Genomic DNA, 17,030 nt, shown 5'->3' with positions numbered 1-17,030 from the left:
GTTAATCCTTTATTCCTATATTCTTTGTCATATTAGGTAACTGACATAATAAAACAACTATTATCGAGCACCACATCAATAATGCAAACGGTAAAGCACTACCATCATAAAAATACGCTAATATTGGTCCTGCTAATGCGCCAATGCCAAAGCGAAGAGTACCTATTACCGCACTAGCTGTACCTGATTCCCGGGTAAATTCTTGCATAATAAGTGCATCAGCATTGACCGCTATCATCGATAAACTGCCCATCAACGGCAATACCGCAACTGCCGTGAACATTAATGGTAGCTGCAAAAAGTTTACCACCACCAACAATGAAGAAAAACATAACGCAACGATTAAACCGTAGGTCAACATTTTAAATGACCCTTTACGACTAACTAAGCGGGTATTAATAAAATGGGCGGTCATTAACGCCAAAACATTAACGGCAAATAGTAGGCTAAATTCAAATTCCGAGACCTTAAAAACCGTTAGATAGACAAAAGGGATCGCGGTAATATAAGCAAAAAAAGCTAATGAAATAACCATAGACGTAACAATATTTAGTTGTGACTTTTTATTAGATAAGACAATTTTATAGCGTTGCAGAAAACTAACCGGTGCTAAATTTTTCTCACGCTTTACTTCAGGTAAAAATCGATACACCAAGAGTAAAATAATAAAGCTGTAGGCCGCTAAACTTAAAAATATAAGCTGCCAACTATGCAGCAGTAACACTGAGCCAATAGCGGGCGCTATCATAGGCGCTATCATCATAATCATAGATACATAAGAAAACCCTTTGGCGGTATCTTTGCCATATCGCTCTTTTATTGTTCCCGGCACAACAACCGTTGCCGCACTACTAATAAATGCCTGAAAAAATCGTAAGGATAAAAACTGTTCAATACTCGTGACAAACGTTATCGCTATACTCATCACGATAAAACCTGAGATACCGAGCATCACTAATTTTCTTCTGCTGTGTTTATCCGCTTGTGGGCCAAAAAATAACAGACCTAAAGCATAGCCTAGTAAATATATACTCAGGCTATTTTGTACCATTGGCATATCAGTTGACAAATGCTCCGCCAGTATTGGCATTGCCGGCAAATACATGTCGATTGCCAATGGTGAGATAGCAATAATGGCTGCTAATAAGGGTAATAATAATTTTAGTGAAAGCTCTGTTTGTTCACTAACTTTTAGGTTTCTCATGATTTTTCCGGATAGTCGTAAACAAGTTTGCCAAGGTCAGCAATCGCTTTGTCTATTTTTTCACACCATTTCACCCCATAGCTAATGCGCATAAAATTTTTATATTGCCCGGTTGGGGAAAAAATTTCACCGGGAGCAAAACTCACCCCCTTAGCAATAGCCTGAGTAAAAAATTGGCTAGTATCAACATGAGAACGGCAACGTATCCATAAGACACTGCCACCTTGTGGCTGTGAAATGCAGACTTCTTTTGGAAAATGACTAGCGATTAAGGCGCGCATCCGCTCGCAGTTATAACGTAAGGTTTTTCTTAACACTTGTAAGTGACGATCATATTCACCACTCATCAAATAATCAGTTAATGTCCATTGCTGTAACATTGGTGTTGAGCAAGACTGGGCGCGTTTAATACGTTTTGCTGCTTCTTCATATCTGCCTGGTAATAGCCAGCCGACCCGATAACCTGGTGCAGCGGTCTTTGAAAAAGATGAGCACGTTAGCACTAGGCCTTTTTTGGAGTAAAGCTGCGCGGGTACTGGTCTATCTTTGCTGAAATATAAGTCACTGTAAACTTCATCTTCGATAAGTGGAATATCATGTTTTTCTAATAAACTGACCATATTCTGGCGCTGTTGATTAGTCATCATAGAGCCAAGTGGGTTAGAGATAGCGGTAGAAAACAAACACGCTTTTACCGGATGTTGCTCAATAACTTTAGCCAGTTCTTCAACACAAATCCCCTCTTCAGTGCAGGTATAAACTTCCAGAGCTTTCATACCCAAACTTTCAATTAATTCAATCAAACCAAAGAAACACGGTGATTCTACAGCGATAATATCACCACGTTCTGCGACACACTGTAAGGCAATTGATAGTGCTTCTTGGGCACCACTAGTGATAATTATATCGTCATGATTAATGGCTACGCCTTGCTCATGATAACGAAAAGCAAGGTTTAAACGCAGTTTTGGATCACCATTTACCGGTCCGTAACTAACCGCTTTTTCAGCATTCTTACTCAATACCGAACGCATTAATCGTGCTAAGGCTTTATCTGGTGGGTGTGCATTGACCGGGTTAGAAATACCCAATGCGACAGTATCGGGTAAATGAACAGCTTCATAAACTTGTTCTATTATGCTTCGACATGAGATTTCAACGGGCTGACAACTTGCCCATAATGACCGCATAGGTTTTAAGGTTCGTGCTTGCTTAGCTTTTAAATAATAGCCTGATTGTGGCCTTGCAGAAATACTACCCTGACGCTCTAGTTCAATATACGCTTGTTTTACTGTCGGTATACTTATTTCAAATTGTCTACTGAGTTTACGTAGGCTAGGTAGCTTGTCTCCCGCTCTTATTGCACCACTTTTTTCTTGGTCTTCAACAAAGTCAATGACTTGCTGATATAAAAATTCTGAAGAAGATTTATCTAAAAGTTGCATTTTATTTCACCTCAACAAAAACTGTATAGGTTACATTTTATATTTTTTGTATCTGTTACACAACAGAACTATCTATAAACTAGTGTTTTAGAAATAAGTCGACCTTAAGAAATAGTACTTCATATAAGAAATGCTGTTACAGTGATTTAGTCAAAATTAATTGAGAAGATTGCGCTTAAATTTTTCAGGAAAGAATAATGAACAACACACTATTATATGTGATCACCGTACTTATCTGGGGAACAACTTGGATCGCCATTAATTATCAATTAGGTGATGTTCCCGCCGAAGCATCTATTGTTTATCGTTTTGGCTTAGCAGCACTTCTGCTATTTGCTTATTGTCGTTTTAAAAAGCTCTCACTTGCCTTTAACAAAAAACAGCACCTACAATTTTTGTTCTTTGGTTTGATGTTATTTGGCTGTAATTACTATTTTTTATATTCAGCTCAACAGCATATAAATTCTGCGCTTGCCTCAATCGCTTTTTCAATGATTATGTTTTTCAATGTGGTCAATGCCCGCATTTGGTTTAACACTAAAATTACTCAACAAACTTATCTAGGCGCTTTTCTAGGTTTAACCGGCATTGTGGTTTTATTCTGGCCACAAATTAACGATACCGAGTTAGGCGCAGAAACATTACTAGGTTTATCACTTTGCTTCGTTGGAACATTGTTCGCATCAACGGGCAATATGGTCTCAATGAAAAATAAACTTATGAATTTACCTATGATGCAAGCCAATGCTTGGGGCATGTTTTATGGCTCAATATTTATGACTATATTGCTATTAATACAAGGAAAATCATTTAGTTTTTCATATACCTTACCCTATATTAGTTCGCTAATTTACCTATCGGTTTTCGGCTCTATTATTGCATTTGCCAGTTACTTAACACTTTTAAATAACATCGGAGCCCATAAGGCCTCATATGCAAGCGTGATGTTCCCTGCTGTTGCCGTCGTTATCTCAACGATATTTGAAGGTTTTAGCTGGAATATTTATACTGTCATTGGCTTATTAATTATTGTCGCCGGGAATATTGTTGTGTTAACTAAACCAAAAAAGAAAAATATAATAATAACACCATAAAAGCATCCTACTTTTAAATATATTTATGTTAAATCAGCTTGTTAATCCAAAATGACTTTACCAAGTAATTTATAGGTAATAACATAAGCAGCGTATAAAAACGCTAAGTGACGCTGTTATTTTCAATAAAAACCGAGTTAAAATAAAGGCATAATTTTATTGAGATGCTACTCTTTTTAGAGTGATTAATTTTTATAAAATCATTAATTAGGGGCAAGATGTTAAATAACTCATGGGGTCAATTGTTAATACTAGCGCTATCGTTACTTATGACGACGAGTGCCGCTTGCCAAAAAATAAATAATAATCATTATTTACCCATAGTAACGTTAAAGTTTGACCCTTCTGGCTCAAATGCTTGGTATCCCTATTATATTAATACTGGTGAAAAACGTGGCATTGTCGTTGACGCCGTAGCCATAATACTCGCCACTGCCAATATAAGTGGTAAGGAAATAATTTTACCGCCAAAACGCACCAATTTATCATTGAAAAATGGTCTCGTTGATTTTGATTTAATTAATCCTGATTGGTTATCTAAAGAGCAACAGTCTGACGACTATGTCTTTAGCGATAGCGTGATCCCAATTAAAGAGCATATTATCTATTTGGCCGGTACCGTTATTCCTGAAAACTTAGGGGAAGATCAACAATTAACCGACCAAGATATAGGTACCGTTCGAGGTTACTATTATCACAATGATAATTTATTTAATCGCCTAGATTACCCTTCAGAAAAAGAGTTAATAAAAGCACTTTTTAGAAAAAGGATCACCTTTGCTATTAGTGGTGATAAACCAGCACAATATTGGGCAAAAATATTATCAGTACCCATTATTTTAGGCCCCGTCCATTCTGATGGTTACTTAAAAATTAGACTAAGAAAAGAGCTAAAATATCTTTTACCCCAAATCAATGATGCCATTCAACGATTAAAAATAAATGGTAGTCTCGAAAGTATTATAAAAGCTTATATATAATGCTCATCGACTTAATTTATAACTAAGTACTTTATAAGGTTAGTTGTTGCGCATTTATTATCGCGCGTAGTTGTTAATAACAAGTGACTCCATTATCCTATTACCTTAAAATAATCCGCTTTATCTCGTCTTAAAATTTAAGGGTAATATGAAATATTTCCATCGCTCAGTGCTACCTTGTTTGCTTTCTAGCTCTTTATTGCTCGTAACATCTTGCTCGTTATCAAGCGAACAAGCCAAAACAGATAACAATGAAACTGCTGCTTATACCTATCTTAAAGAACTTGTTTCACCCACCGAAGGTATAGGTGCTCGCGAAGCTGGAACGATAAAAGAACAGCAAACAGCCCGCTATATTAAAACTAAATTTGAAAAGTTTGGTTATCGAGTTACCGAGCAAAAATTTTCCTATAACAGTAGAAAAATGGTCGGTGAATCAAAGAACATTATTGCTGAATTTGGTGACGTAACAAAGCCAACCATCATACTTGGCGCACATTATGATTCAACGGCAATGAAAACGGGATCAATGGGCGCCACAGATAACGGCGCAGGTGTTGCGGCAATGTTAGCGATAGCCCAAGCATTGACCACAAAAATGCCAAATAATTATAGTATTCGCTTTATTGCCTTTGGCGCAGAAGAAATTGGTTTGCAAGGTTCAAACTATTACGTCAACGACTTATTAACCCATAACAAATTAGATAATATCGCAGCGATGATTAATTTTGACACCATAGCAGGTGGCGATAAGGTTTATGTACATAGTGCGCATACACAAGCTTATGATAATTGTAAAAATGAAACTTATAACAGCGACACTTTTATGCGAAATGCCTTACTCAAGGCATCAATTAAGGTGTTAGGCGAACAAAACAAGTATGTTATTCATCCTGACTATGAAGGCTATCCTGAAGGTGTAACTGGCTCTTGGTCTGATCATGCTAGTTTTGCCTGTGCTGGTATTCCTATTGCGTATGTAGAATCAACCAACTTTTCAATTAATGGCCAGAATGGCTTTGATGGTTACTCTCAATCAACCGCAAAAAAATTGTGGACTTGTTATGATAAAAAGAATTCAACAGCTTGTGATAATAAAGCCGAGAAAAACTGGGGAAATATTTGGCATACTCAATTTGACCGTTTAGATAAACTTGATGAAATATTTCCGGGACGTGTTAAGCAGCAGCTTAATAATAATGTTGAGGTGCTAATTGAATTATTAGCTAATCCTGATAAATATTTACCGTCAAAGTAAAAAATAAAAATAATATTTTAAAGGTGTGGGCGGTTTTATTAAGACTCAAGCCACCCACACTTCAATAATTAACTACCAATAGGTGAACCCGGCGGCATAGTGATACTAGCAGCAGGATGAACAAGTTTTCCTTGCTCAAGACTATGGGTAATCTGCGCTGCTAACAACATAAACTGAGCAGCTAAGCGCTTGTACTTTTTAGAGTCATAATTATCATTTAACCATTCATTTATATTAAGTAAAGCCATATAAACTTCTGCACGCACCTCTGTTACTAAATTTTTGTTATGCCAAAGTGCTAATAAATGCTCAATAACTTGTTGATTGACCCGCTGTTGAACCAGCAAAGCCAAGCCCTTTTCAGCCGGTACTTTAATTGACTGTTCTATTAAAGCGTTAATCAATTCTTGCACACTCAAAATACGCTTATCCATTACTGACTGTTGCTGTAAACGTGCTAAACGTTGTTCATTTAAAAGCAAAGACACCGTGTGTTTAGCACTAGCCTGCGCAGCAGAAACCGGATCAAAAGTAAGCCCCGTATTACCAGCAAAACTTTCGCGATTACGATAATAACCATAAGCTTTTGGTGGAATAAGTTTCACTATGTGTTCTGGCAAGGTTAATATTTTTGTATCTAGAGTGGCTAATAAAACCTGCAGCGCTTTTCGCTGCTGTTTACCTGAGACTACCTCCAATGGCTTTAGAACATTTTCTTCTCGCAGTTGATAGCGATAGTCTATACCTGAAATTAATTTTGCTGCGGCGGTAACTTGAAAACGATGAAAATTATAGATGGGCACCAAAACCTCTTCAATTTCTGACAAAGGTCGCCCTAGAGGAATACTATTTAAACCAAAGTCTGTTAGCGCTTTTTCACGTATTTTTAAGACTCTATTAAGCTCATCGGCGGCATCTACTCCGTTGTCCCACAAATGTGCGCGACTATGTGCACTCGAAGAAGAACGCGCATCTGAGTCTGACATATACAGCAAATCTGCTTGTTGCGCGCTTGCTATAACTTTCGCTAAGTACTCGGCTTCTTTATCAGCCGTTATATCAGCATAACCATAAGCAATAACTGATTTGTCCCAGCGACCAATATCTGTAGCGTAGGCATTTGATAAATCAATTTCACCATTTTTCAAGGTAATTAACGGGTGAGGATAATCCATTACTGAAGCGCGATTATTAGCACTTGCGGCAAAATTATGCGCGATACCTAAAGTGTGCCCAACTTCATGAGCCGACAATTGACGAATGCGTGCTAAAGCCATTTCTTTCATTGGTGAAGTGTCTGTTATAGATGACTTAAAAGGAGATGTTAAGCCCAAAGCAATGAGATAATCTTGACGAACACGTAGAGAGCCCAATGTTACATGCCCCTTTAATATTTCTCCTGTTCTTGGGTCTATCACTGATGAACCATAAGACCAACCTCTTGTCGCTCGATGTACCCATTGAATAACGTTATAACGAACATCCATAGGGTCTGCATCGGCTGGTAACATTTTTACCTGAAAAGCATTTTTATAACCGATGGCTGAAAATGCTTGGTCCCACCAACGAGCGCCATCAAGTAAAGCACTTTTTATAGGTTCAGGTACGCCGGCATCTAAATAATAGATAATAGGTTCAATTGCTTCGCTGACCTCAAGATTTCTATCTTTTTTGTTTAAGCGATGACGTGGAATATTACGCTGAATTAACGGTTGGTCGATAGCACTGGCGTAATCGGCATAACTATTTGACCAAAAGCCACTGTAAGGATGAAAAGTACGTGCTTGGTATTTGTCGTCAGGTAATTTAATCAGCGAATGATGTAAGTTCACTGTAACAGCTGTTGAGTCTGGCGTTACTGAGCGTAAGTATTTACCTGCATCGGTTCCTTGGTAACTCACTGTTGCTTCAAGCTCAGTATTATTAGGAAAGGCCTTGCTGCGTTTTATATAGATACCACTTCGGCTTTCATCAATTTTGAAGTTACCTTGTTGACGTTGTTTAAGTTTACTTGATAATTGATGAATATCAGATAAAAGAAAGGGTGTATAATCAATTAATACTTTTTTACCGTCCTTACTTTCTTTGGCAACTTTAAACCCCCAAATAATAGAGCTGGCAAATGCCTCGCTAACGGCTTTTTTTTCTAAGTTGTTTTCAGTATCCGCTCGATAATAAGTATTAAGTTGGCGGAGAAAGACCTTCTCTCCTACTTTTTCAAAGCGTACTAGACGGGTATCACCTAACTGGCCTCTATCAAGTCCAATATCATTAGAACCGACTCCTTGAGGTAAACCGCTTTGAAATAAAAAGTCTTGTTCAAATTGCTGGATCTCTAAATAAACATTGCCCTTTTTTTTATCATGAAAAAAAGAAAAATAGCCTTGCTGGTGATCTTTATCTTTAACAAAGTCATTATAACTAAGAATTTCTTCGCTGAGCGCGGCTATTGAAAAGGTACTACAAATAAATATTAAAAAGACACCTAGCGTCAGTTTCATCGTTTTTCCCTATTTGATTTTTGGTTCTATAAATATATATTCAAGTCATTCCATTATTTTTGTTATCATTAGCCTTACAGGTGAGGTGATAGCTTTCATCGTCACCTCTAATCGTAAAATAATGTAATATGTAGCTGCTATTATTATTTTACGACATTAAATAACCAACAATTTTATGACTCAATTTTTAAGAGTCTTACTCTAAATCAATTAGGTAACCCGATGCAACGACTAGCACCAGCTTTACGTCAAGATAATGTTCCACTCGATTTAATTTCGCTGATCAAAACGATTTTAGCGGCAACTAAAGAAATTTCATTTCGTGTTAGCCAAGGTCACTTAAGTGATTTGATGGGTTCAACTTTGGATGAAAATATTCAAGGTGAAGTTCAGAAAGAATTAGATGTCGTTGCAAATGAATTACTTAAAGATATTTTATTAGAGTCTGGCTTTGTTAAAGCGATTTCTTCTGAAGAAGAAGATAGCTCTGTTGCAGGTGAAAAAAATGGCAAGTATCTGGTTTCTTTCGATCCACTTGATGGCAGCTCTAATATCGAAATCAACTCATTAATTGGCACAATTTTCTCTATTCATGAAGCACCAAGTGATATGGATGCTAGTGATCCAGACATGTTTAAGCAAGCGGGTAACAAACAACTTTGTGCGGGTTATGTCTTATATGGTCCGTCAACTATGTTGGTAATGACTACGGGTAGCGGTACCCATTTTTATGTACTTGACCGTACTCATGGTGGTTTTTTATTAGTTGAACGTAATGTTCAAGTGCCTGCGGACACACAAGAATTTGCTGTTAACATGTCAAATCAACGTTTTTGGCAAGCGCCTATGCAGAATTACATCAGTGATTTACTTGCAGGTGATACCGGCCCTCGTGGCAAAAATTTCAACATGCGTTGGATTGCCGCTATGGTTGGTGACATTCATCGTGTATTAACACGTGGTGGTATTTTTACTTATCCACAAGATAGTAAAAACCCGCAACAACCACACAAGCTACGCTTAATGTATGAAGCGAATCCAATGAGTTTTCTCATTGAACAAGCGGGTGGACTGGCGATGACCAGTGAAGGACGCATTATGGATATGGAGCCGAACAGCATTCATCAGCGTGTCGAAGTAATTATGGGCTCAAAAAACGAAGTAGAAGCCTGTTTAGCTTATTACAAATAATCGAAAATTAGCATGTATCAACGTGTATAAGTCCAATTAACAGGTTTCTAAAAACAAAGATGAAGCCTGTTTAGCTTATTACAAATAATCAAAAATTAGCATGCATCAACATGTCGAAGTCCAATTAACAGGGCTCGAAAAATGAAGTAGAGGCCTGTTTAGCTTATTACAAATAATCGAAAATTAGCATGCATCAACATGTCGAAGTCCAATTAACAGGTTTCTAAAAACAAAGATGAAGCCTGTTTAGCTTATTACATGTCACTAACACTTTTCTTATGTCGGTAACAAAGCTCCATTCATTGAGTTTTTTTACTGTTAAATTTAATATTCCCTTCATCGTTTTACGATATAATAGTTAATATAATTGACTGGCTTTTAACGACATTTTTATGAAAAAACTATTTGAAGTATTTTGGCGTTTTCTTTTTTTAGGTTGTATCAGTTTTGGTGGACCTGCCGCACATATTGGCTATTTCCAAAAAACATTTGTCGATAAACTAAAGTGGTTAGATCAAACAAGTTATGCAAATTTAATCTCGTTAAGCCAATTTTTACCGGGTCCTGGCTCTAGTCAATTAGGTTTTGCTATTGGATTGAGACAAGCTGGACTGCCTGGCGGCATTGCCGCATTTATCGGTTTTACCTTACCGTCATTTATTCTTATCTATTTACTCGCCACTAATATTAGCGGTGCTGAACAACCTTGGGTTTTTCATGTTATAAGTGGTTTGAAATTACTGGCTGTGGTGGTAGTGGCTGACGCTTGTTTAACTATGTTTAAAAGTTTCTGTAATAATTACACCCACAGACTTATTGCGGTTATAACAGCGATTGCTTTAATCACTTTACCGAGTTTAACGATGCAAATTTTCATACTGACTATCGCAGCAAGCTTTGGTTTTTTTGTTAATCCATCGTTAAAATCAGTTACCACTGAAGTCACCCAACCTTCAGCTCTAACCTCAAGACAGTTTAAAATACTGCCATTGATGTTGTTCTTAATCATCCTCTTTGCTTTACCACTAGCAACCGTAGTTGGAGCACCGATTAACACAGCCGATATCATGGTCTTATTCAATCAGTTTTTTCAAGCGGGCAGTATGGTCTTTGGTGGCGGACACGTTGTCTTGCCACTATTACAACAAACAATTGGTGAAGCGTTATCGAACGATTTTTTTCTTACCGGTTATGCCGCAGCGCAAGCAGTTCCTGGCCCAATGTTTACCCTAGCGACTTTTCTGGGTGCAGAGCTATTTCCACAAGCCCCTTTAATAGGAGCGACAGTCGCAACCTTAGCAATATTTTTACCTGGATTTTTATTGGTACTGACCTTTGAAAGTACTTGGCAATCATTAGCAACAAAGCCCAAAGTCGCCGGTGCGATTATGGCGGTAAATGCCGCTGTGGTTGGCCTATTATTTTCTGCGCTTTATCACCCTATTTTTACTAGTGCTGTTAGTTCACTATTTGACTTATTTTCTGTGCTTATTGGTTTTTATTTATTACGGATAGTCAAACTGCCTATTATTGTTTTAGTGGTGACATTTGTTGGCGTTGGTTTATTAACGCAATTCTACTAAGTCGGTTATCGCAGAGTAATAAGCGCCTTAGTGCTATTGATATGATTTAGTGCCGATAATGTGAGCTTTAACTTTTCACCGCCATGGTTTATTTGCTAAAATATCGCCAATTTAAAATATAGCCTCAATATAAACGCTAATACGAGAAAACTTATGCCTAATTACGCTGTTGGACACAAAACACCTGATTCAGATTCAATCTGTTCAGCTATCGCCCTTTCCTATTTAAAAACCACGCTAGGTGAAGAAACCGTCCCAGCTCGTTTAGGGGAGCTTTCACCAGAAACTTTATTTATTTTAGACAAGTTTGGTTTTGAGCAACCTGAATTAAAAACAAGTTTTGCTGGCGAAGGTATCTATATTGTTGACCATTCCGACCGTATTCAAGGACCTGATGATATCGATGAAGCGACAATATTAGGTATTATTGATCATCATAAATTAGGCGATATTACTACCTCTACCCCATTAGAAATTTGGGTTCGTCCTGTTGGCTGTACCAATACCATCATTAAAATGATGTACGATTTCTATGATGTAGAAATTCCAAAAAATATTGCTGGTGCAATGATGTGCGCTATTTTGTCTGATACGGTTATTTTTAAATCACCCACCTGTACCACTGCTGATATAAAATGTGTTGAAGCATTAGCTGAAATTGCAGGCATTAGCGACGCAAAAGCTTTGGGTATGGAAATGTTTGAGGTGAAATCTGCCGTATTAGGTACGCCTATACGTGACCTAGTTTTACGTGATTTTAAAGACTTTAACATGCATGGCAACTTAGTGGGTATCGGTCAGTTGGAAGTACTTGACCTCGCCATCTTTGATGATATGAAGCTTGAATTATTTGCTGACATTGCAAAATTAAAAGCAGAAGGTAGCCGACACACGGTTTTATTATTACTGACAGACATTATGAAAGAAGGCTCTGAAATGTTAGTTATTAGCGACAATGCTGATTTAACAGAAAAAGCTTATGGCAAACCACTTGTTGACGGTAAAGTATGGTTAGACGGCGTATTGAGCCGTAAAAAACAAGTTGTTCCACCTCTACAAGATTCATTAGCTTAAAAATGAAAATCAATAACTCTGCACGACTAAGCTACAAATTAATGTCTGCTGACGATGCAGAGTTATTGTATCAACTTGACCAAGACCCAGAAGTGATGCGTTTTATCAGTGATGGTAATCCGTCGTCTCGCGAGACCATTACAAATGTGTTATTGCCTCGTATGCAAAAATACCTAAGTCCAACTAAAGGTTGGGGATTGTGGCAAGTTAATATCACTGAAACTGATCAATATATTGGCTGGGTGCTTGTGCGGCCGATGAATTTTTTCTCTGCCTTACCTGAGTTTAATAACCTAGAGCTCGGTTGGCGATTTTTTCAAACATCATGGGGCAAAGGTTTTGCCAGTGAAGCGGCTCAACATATTAAAAATGCTTTAGCCGTGAATCCTGAATACGATAAATTTAGCGCTATTGCCGACGAAAATAATCTAGCTTCAATAGGTGTAATGAAAAAAATAGGTATGTCATATCTTAAAACATATCTTCATGTTGACCCATTATTTGAATGTACCGTCGCTTACTATCAGCTTCAAAATACCTAACGGTTAATGTTCTACATTAGCAGTCACCAAGCTTATGTCTTTTCCTGAAAGGGTATTTTTAAATAGCTTGTTCTTGCTCGAATAAACCTGAGTATATTCTGTTGATTTATCTGTTCATTTTTATATGCTAATACCTTAGGTAAAGGCATAATTTTAATGGGTTGATCATCATAAAACCGATAACAACGACTATACGTTGAGATATCTAACTCAACTTTAATCGTTTCTGACCAAGTATGGTCCCGTTAATTCGTTAATTCGTTAATTCGTTAATTCGTTAATTCGTTAATATTGTAAGCAATCGTCCCCCATCATTTTCTGTATATTACCTTTATAATCAATTAATTTATGCACTGAGTAACCAGCACAGATAAAGTACGATTTTGTCGAGATCCTCTTCAAAACAGCGATAAAAAAACTCACCGAAGTGAGTTTTTTTTATCTTGATAATATGCCGTTAAATTTTACAATTAAACGCGTTCAATTACCGTTGCAATACCTTGTCCTAAACCGATACACATAGTCGCTAAACCTATGCTGACGTCTTGACCTTCCATTAGGTTCAATAAAGTACCCGTGATACGCGAGCCAGAACACCCTAATGGATGACCTAAGGCGATAGCGCCACCGTTTAAGTTAATCATATCTTCAGCACGGTCTTCTAAGCCTAGAGATTTAACACACGATAAGGCTTGCGCCGCAAAGGCTTCGTTAAATTCAGCTAGTTCGATATCAGCTAAAGATAAACCTGCACGTTTCAATGCTTTTTTCGTTGCTGGAACAGGACCAAAGCCCATAGTAGACGGATCACAACCTGCAACTGCCATACCACGAATACGCGCACGAGGGGTTAAACCAAGCTCTTTTGCACGATCAGCTGACATCACTAACATTGCTGATGCACCATCAGACAAAGCTGAAGAAGTACCGGCTGTTACTGTACCGTTAACTGGATCAAACACTGGGCGTAAACCGGCAAGCGTTTCAATCGTTGTTTCAGGACGAATAACTTCATCATGTTCAACTAAGGTTAACGCGCCCATTGCATCATGTCCTTGAGTGGCAACAATTTCATTGTCCCAACGACCAGCAAGTTGTGCTTCATAAGCTTTTCTGTGTGAACGTGCCGCAAAAGCGTCTTGTTGTTCACGGGTAATACCGAACTGCTTACCGAGTAACTCAGCGGTTAAACCCATATTGCCAGCCGCACGAGAAATGTACTTACTCAAGGCCGGATCAAAGTCTACATCATACATCATAGGAACATGTCCCATGTGCTCAACACCACCGACGATGAATACATCACCTTGGCCACACATGATGTTAGTTGTTGCATCATGCAAAGCTTGCATTGATGAACCACATAAACGGTTAACTGTTACCGCGCCAACTGTTTTTGGAATGTCAGTTAACAACTGTGCATTACGCGCAATGTTAAAACCTTGCTCTTTAGTTTGCTTAACGTTGCCCCAGATAATGTCTTCAATTAATGAAGGATCTAAATTAGGGTTACGCACTAATAGTTGCTGCATTAAATGCGCTGATAAACCTTCAGCACGAACGTTACGAAAAACGCCAGCTCTAGAGCGTCCCATTGGTGTACGAATACAATCTACAATGACTACTTCTTTCATGTTCTTCTCCTTAGCTTATGCTGTTTTTACGTCGGTGTTGAAATAAGATTTACCTGATTTAGCCATTTCGCGTAATCCATCAGTTACCTGATAAATTTCACCTAAATGCGCATACTTATCAGCCATGGCAATAAAGTTAGTTAAACCTAACGTTTCTAAATAACGAATTGCACCACCTCTAAACGGTGGAAAACCAATACCGTAAATTAAGCCCATATCAGCTTCAGCGGCAGTATCAACAACACCTTCTTCTAAACAACGCACCACTTCATTAACCATAGGGATCATTAAGCGAGCAATAATGTCTTCACTACTAAATTCTTTTTTGTCTGCACAGGTACTTTCAAACAATGCGTAAGCATCAGCTGAAGCTACTTTTGTTGGACGACCACGCTTGTCTTGACCGTAATCATAAAAGCCTTTGCCATTTTTCTGACCAAGACGTTTATTACTGTATAGAGTGCTTACTGGGTCATTATCAATTTTTGCCATACGCGTTGGGAAGCCAGATGACATAACACCCGTACAATGATCAGCGGTATCAACACCCACCACATCAAGTAAGTATGCTGGCCCCATTGGCCAACCAAATTGTTTTTCCATGATTTTATCAACAGCAGCAAAATCAACACCTTCAAGCATTAATTGGCTAAAGCCAGCAAAGTATGGGAATAAAACACGGTTAATATAAAAGCCAGGACAATCGTTAACAACAATCGGTGATTTACCCATTTTAGCCGCGTAAGCAACAACAGCCGCAACGGTTTCTTCAGAAGTTGCTTTACCACGAATAACTTCAACCAATGGCATTTTGTTTACCGGGTTAAAGAAATGCATACCACAGAAGTTTTCTGGACGTTTTACACTTTGCGCTAACAAATCGATAGAAATCGTTGAGGTGTTAGAGGTTAAAATGGCATCTTCAGAAAGAAAGCTTTCTACTTCAGCAAGGACCATACCTTTTACTTTAGGGTTTTCGACTACCGCTTCAACCACGATATCAACATCTTTAACACTATCGTAGCTAAGGGTTGGTGTGATGTTATTTAACACGCCAGCCATAGTCTTAATATTCATACGACCGCGTTCAACTTGCTTGGTTAAAATACCAGCAGCAGTATTTAAGCCTAAATCAAGTGCTGCATCATTAATGTCTTTCATAATGATTGGCGTGCCTTTATAAGCAGACTGATAAGCAATACCACCGCCCATAATACCAGCGCCTAACACAGCGGCTTTATTCACTTGTTTAGTCGCCATTTTAGCGGCTTTTTTTGCTTTGCCTTTAACTACTTGATCTGCCATAAACAAACCAATTTGCGCCGTAGCCGCATCAGTTTTAGCAAGCTTAGCAAAGTTTGTATTCTCAATAAGCATGGCTTCTGTTCTACCGAGTAAAGCAGCAGCTTCGATAGTTTTTACCATCATCATAGGTGCAGGGTAATGTTTACCCGCTTTAGCGGCAATCATACCTTTACAGGTATTAAAGGTCATAATTGATTCAACAGGGCTAAGCTTTAACGCTTCAAGTTTCTGTTGACGTTTAGCTTGCCAATTTAACTTACCAGACATTGCTTGTTTAAGCATGTTAATAGCGGCTTCGCGTAAATGCTCTGGCGCAACAACCGCGTCAAGTAAACCAACAGCCATTGCTTGTTCAGGCTTAAACGCTTTACCCGTAGACATCCACTCAACAGCATTATCAGCGCCAATAATTCTTGGTAAGCGCACTGTGCCACCGAAACCAGGAATAAGGCCTAATTTAACTTCAGGTAAACCTATCGAACATGTTGTATCAGCAATACGGTAGTCACAAGCTAAGCTCATTTCACAACCGCCACCTAAAGCAAAACCATTAAGTGCAACAATTGTTGGTAGCTTAATGTCTTCAAATGAATCAAAAACGTCTGAGCCGCCTTTGATCCAAGGGATAAGTTCCGCTTCAGGAAGTTTAAACATTGTTAAAAATTCAGTGATGTCTGCACCAACAATAAAGTTAGATTTTCCAGACGTTACAAGTACGCCTTTAGCATCTGCACAATTGTTAATAGCAGCAACCACTTCGATATATTCTTTAAAAGTTTGCTGATCAAACTTATTCACTGAGCCTTGTGCATCGAATTTAAATTCAACAATGCCGTCATTCAGTAATTCGGCAGAAAGGTTTTGACCTTGAAATAACATGCCTAGTTTCCTCGTTTAGTGGGATAAAAATAGGGTCTGAACTCAATTAAATGATAATTTAACTGATCAGTTTTTATAATAATAGACGATTGAGTGTGCCTTGAAAGAAAAATAAATGCAAATTTTTTAAACAGGCGTTTTAATTAGGTGTATTAATCTATGGTTTTTTAACTAAGACAGAAAGAATGGCTCGCGGTATAAGCCGATTAATAGGGCCTAAAAGACGATAGACACAAGAGACTAAACTTAATCCTAAAAGCCCGTGCTAGATAAATAAATCGATAAAATAAATTTAACATTCGCCGCTTAGCACTCTCGACTAAAAAGCGGCGATAATCTT

General features: G+C 38.0%; 12 protein-coding genes. 7 read left to right on the top strand and 5 right to left on the bottom strand.

The window, feature by feature from the left end; genetic code table 11:
* Position 1 precedes the first annotated feature (1 nt).
* Entirely contained in the window at positions 2–1,204 is a 1,203-nt protein-coding gene (locus H4J76_RS00680; RefSeq protein ID WP_182214666.1) for a multidrug effflux MFS transporter, read from the bottom strand.
* Positions 1,201–2,649: a PLP-dependent aminotransferase family protein gene (locus tag H4J76_RS00675; RefSeq protein ID WP_182214667.1), complete on the bottom strand. Its 1,449-nt coding sequence runs from the start codon at positions 2,647–2,649 to the stop codon at positions 1,201–1,203. The genes H4J76_RS00680 and H4J76_RS00675 overlap by 4 nt, the downstream gene beginning before the upstream one ends.
* 197 nt (positions 2,650–2,846) lie before the next feature.
* Between H4J76_RS00675 and H4J76_RS00670 the strand changes: the two genes are divergently transcribed.
* From H4J76_RS00670 to H4J76_RS00660, 3 genes are all read left to right on the top strand, one after another.
* On the top strand, positions 2,847–3,743 hold the full coding sequence (locus H4J76_RS00670; protein WP_182214669.1) for a DMT family transporter: 897 nt from the start codon (positions 2,847–2,849) through the stop codon (positions 3,741–3,743).
* 218 nt (positions 3,744–3,961) lie between these two features.
* Positions 3,962–4,723 (top strand): ABC transporter substrate-binding protein, encoded by a 762-nt coding sequence (locus H4J76_RS00665; RefSeq protein WP_182214670.1) that lies wholly within the window; start codon positions 3,962–3,964, stop codon positions 4,721–4,723.
* Between the two features lie 148 nt (positions 4,724–4,871).
* The gene (locus tag H4J76_RS00660) at positions 4,872–5,981 is read left to right on the top strand and encodes a M28 family metallopeptidase (RefSeq protein ID WP_220465976.1); all 1,110 of its coding nucleotides are present in this window, start codon (positions 4,872–4,874) and stop codon (positions 5,979–5,981) included.
* 68 nt (positions 5,982–6,049) lie between these two features.
* On the opposite strand, the gene H4J76_RS00655 is transcribed toward H4J76_RS00660, so the two are convergent.
* Complete coding sequence (locus H4J76_RS00655) at positions 6,050–8,482, bottom strand: zinc-dependent metalloprotease (RefSeq protein ID WP_182214672.1); 2,433 nt, start codon at positions 8,480–8,482, stop codon at positions 6,050–6,052.
* A 222-nt stretch (positions 8,483–8,704) separates the two neighbouring features.
* Between H4J76_RS00655 and H4J76_RS00650 the strand changes: the two genes are divergently transcribed.
* From H4J76_RS00650 to H4J76_RS00635, 4 genes are all read left to right on the top strand, one after another.
* Positions 8,705–9,673 (top strand): class 1 fructose-bisphosphatase, encoded by a 969-nt coding sequence (locus tag H4J76_RS00650; protein WP_182214674.1) that lies wholly within the window; start codon positions 8,705–8,707, stop codon positions 9,671–9,673.
* A 392-nt stretch (positions 9,674–10,065) separates the two neighbouring features.
* The gene (gene chrA / locus H4J76_RS00645; protein ID WP_182229925.1) at positions 10,066–11,256 is read left to right on the top strand and encodes a chromate efflux transporter; all 1,191 of its coding nucleotides are present in this window, start codon (positions 10,066–10,068) and stop codon (positions 11,254–11,256) included.
* Between the two features lie 153 nt (positions 11,257–11,409).
* A complete protein-coding gene (locus H4J76_RS00640; protein WP_182176428.1) occupies positions 11,410–12,330 on the top strand; it encodes a manganese-dependent inorganic pyrophosphatase in 921 nt (306 codons plus the stop codon).
* Between the two features lie 2 nt (positions 12,331–12,332).
* Complete coding sequence (locus tag H4J76_RS00635; protein ID WP_182221208.1) at positions 12,333–12,872, top strand: GNAT family N-acetyltransferase; 540 nt, start codon at positions 12,333–12,335, stop codon at positions 12,870–12,872.
* Between the two features lie 470 nt (positions 12,873–13,342).
* Here the strand turns inward: H4J76_RS00635 and fadA are convergent, their stop codons facing one another.
* Positions 13,343–14,506 carry an acetyl-CoA C-acyltransferase FadA gene (fadA, locus tag H4J76_RS00630; protein WP_070374925.1) on the bottom strand — a complete coding sequence of 388 codons (1,164 nt, stop codon included), beginning with the start codon at positions 14,504–14,506 and terminating at the stop codon, positions 13,343–13,345.
* A 15-nt stretch (positions 14,507–14,521) separates the two neighbouring features.
* Positions 14,522–16,690, bottom strand: a complete 2,169-nt coding sequence (gene fadB / locus H4J76_RS00625) for a fatty acid oxidation complex subunit alpha FadB (RefSeq protein ID WP_182214679.1) — start codon at positions 16,688–16,690, stop codon at positions 14,522–14,524.
* Positions 16,691–17,030: the final 340 nt, after the last annotated feature.

The sequence above is a fragment of the Colwellia sp. BRX9-1 genome, from assembly GCF_014077195.1.
GTDB lineage: Bacteria > Pseudomonadota > Gammaproteobacteria > Enterobacterales > Alteromonadaceae > Colwellia_A.
The sequence above is the reverse complement of the archived record's forward strand: the minus strand, read 5'-3'. Positions and strand labels throughout refer to the sequence as shown.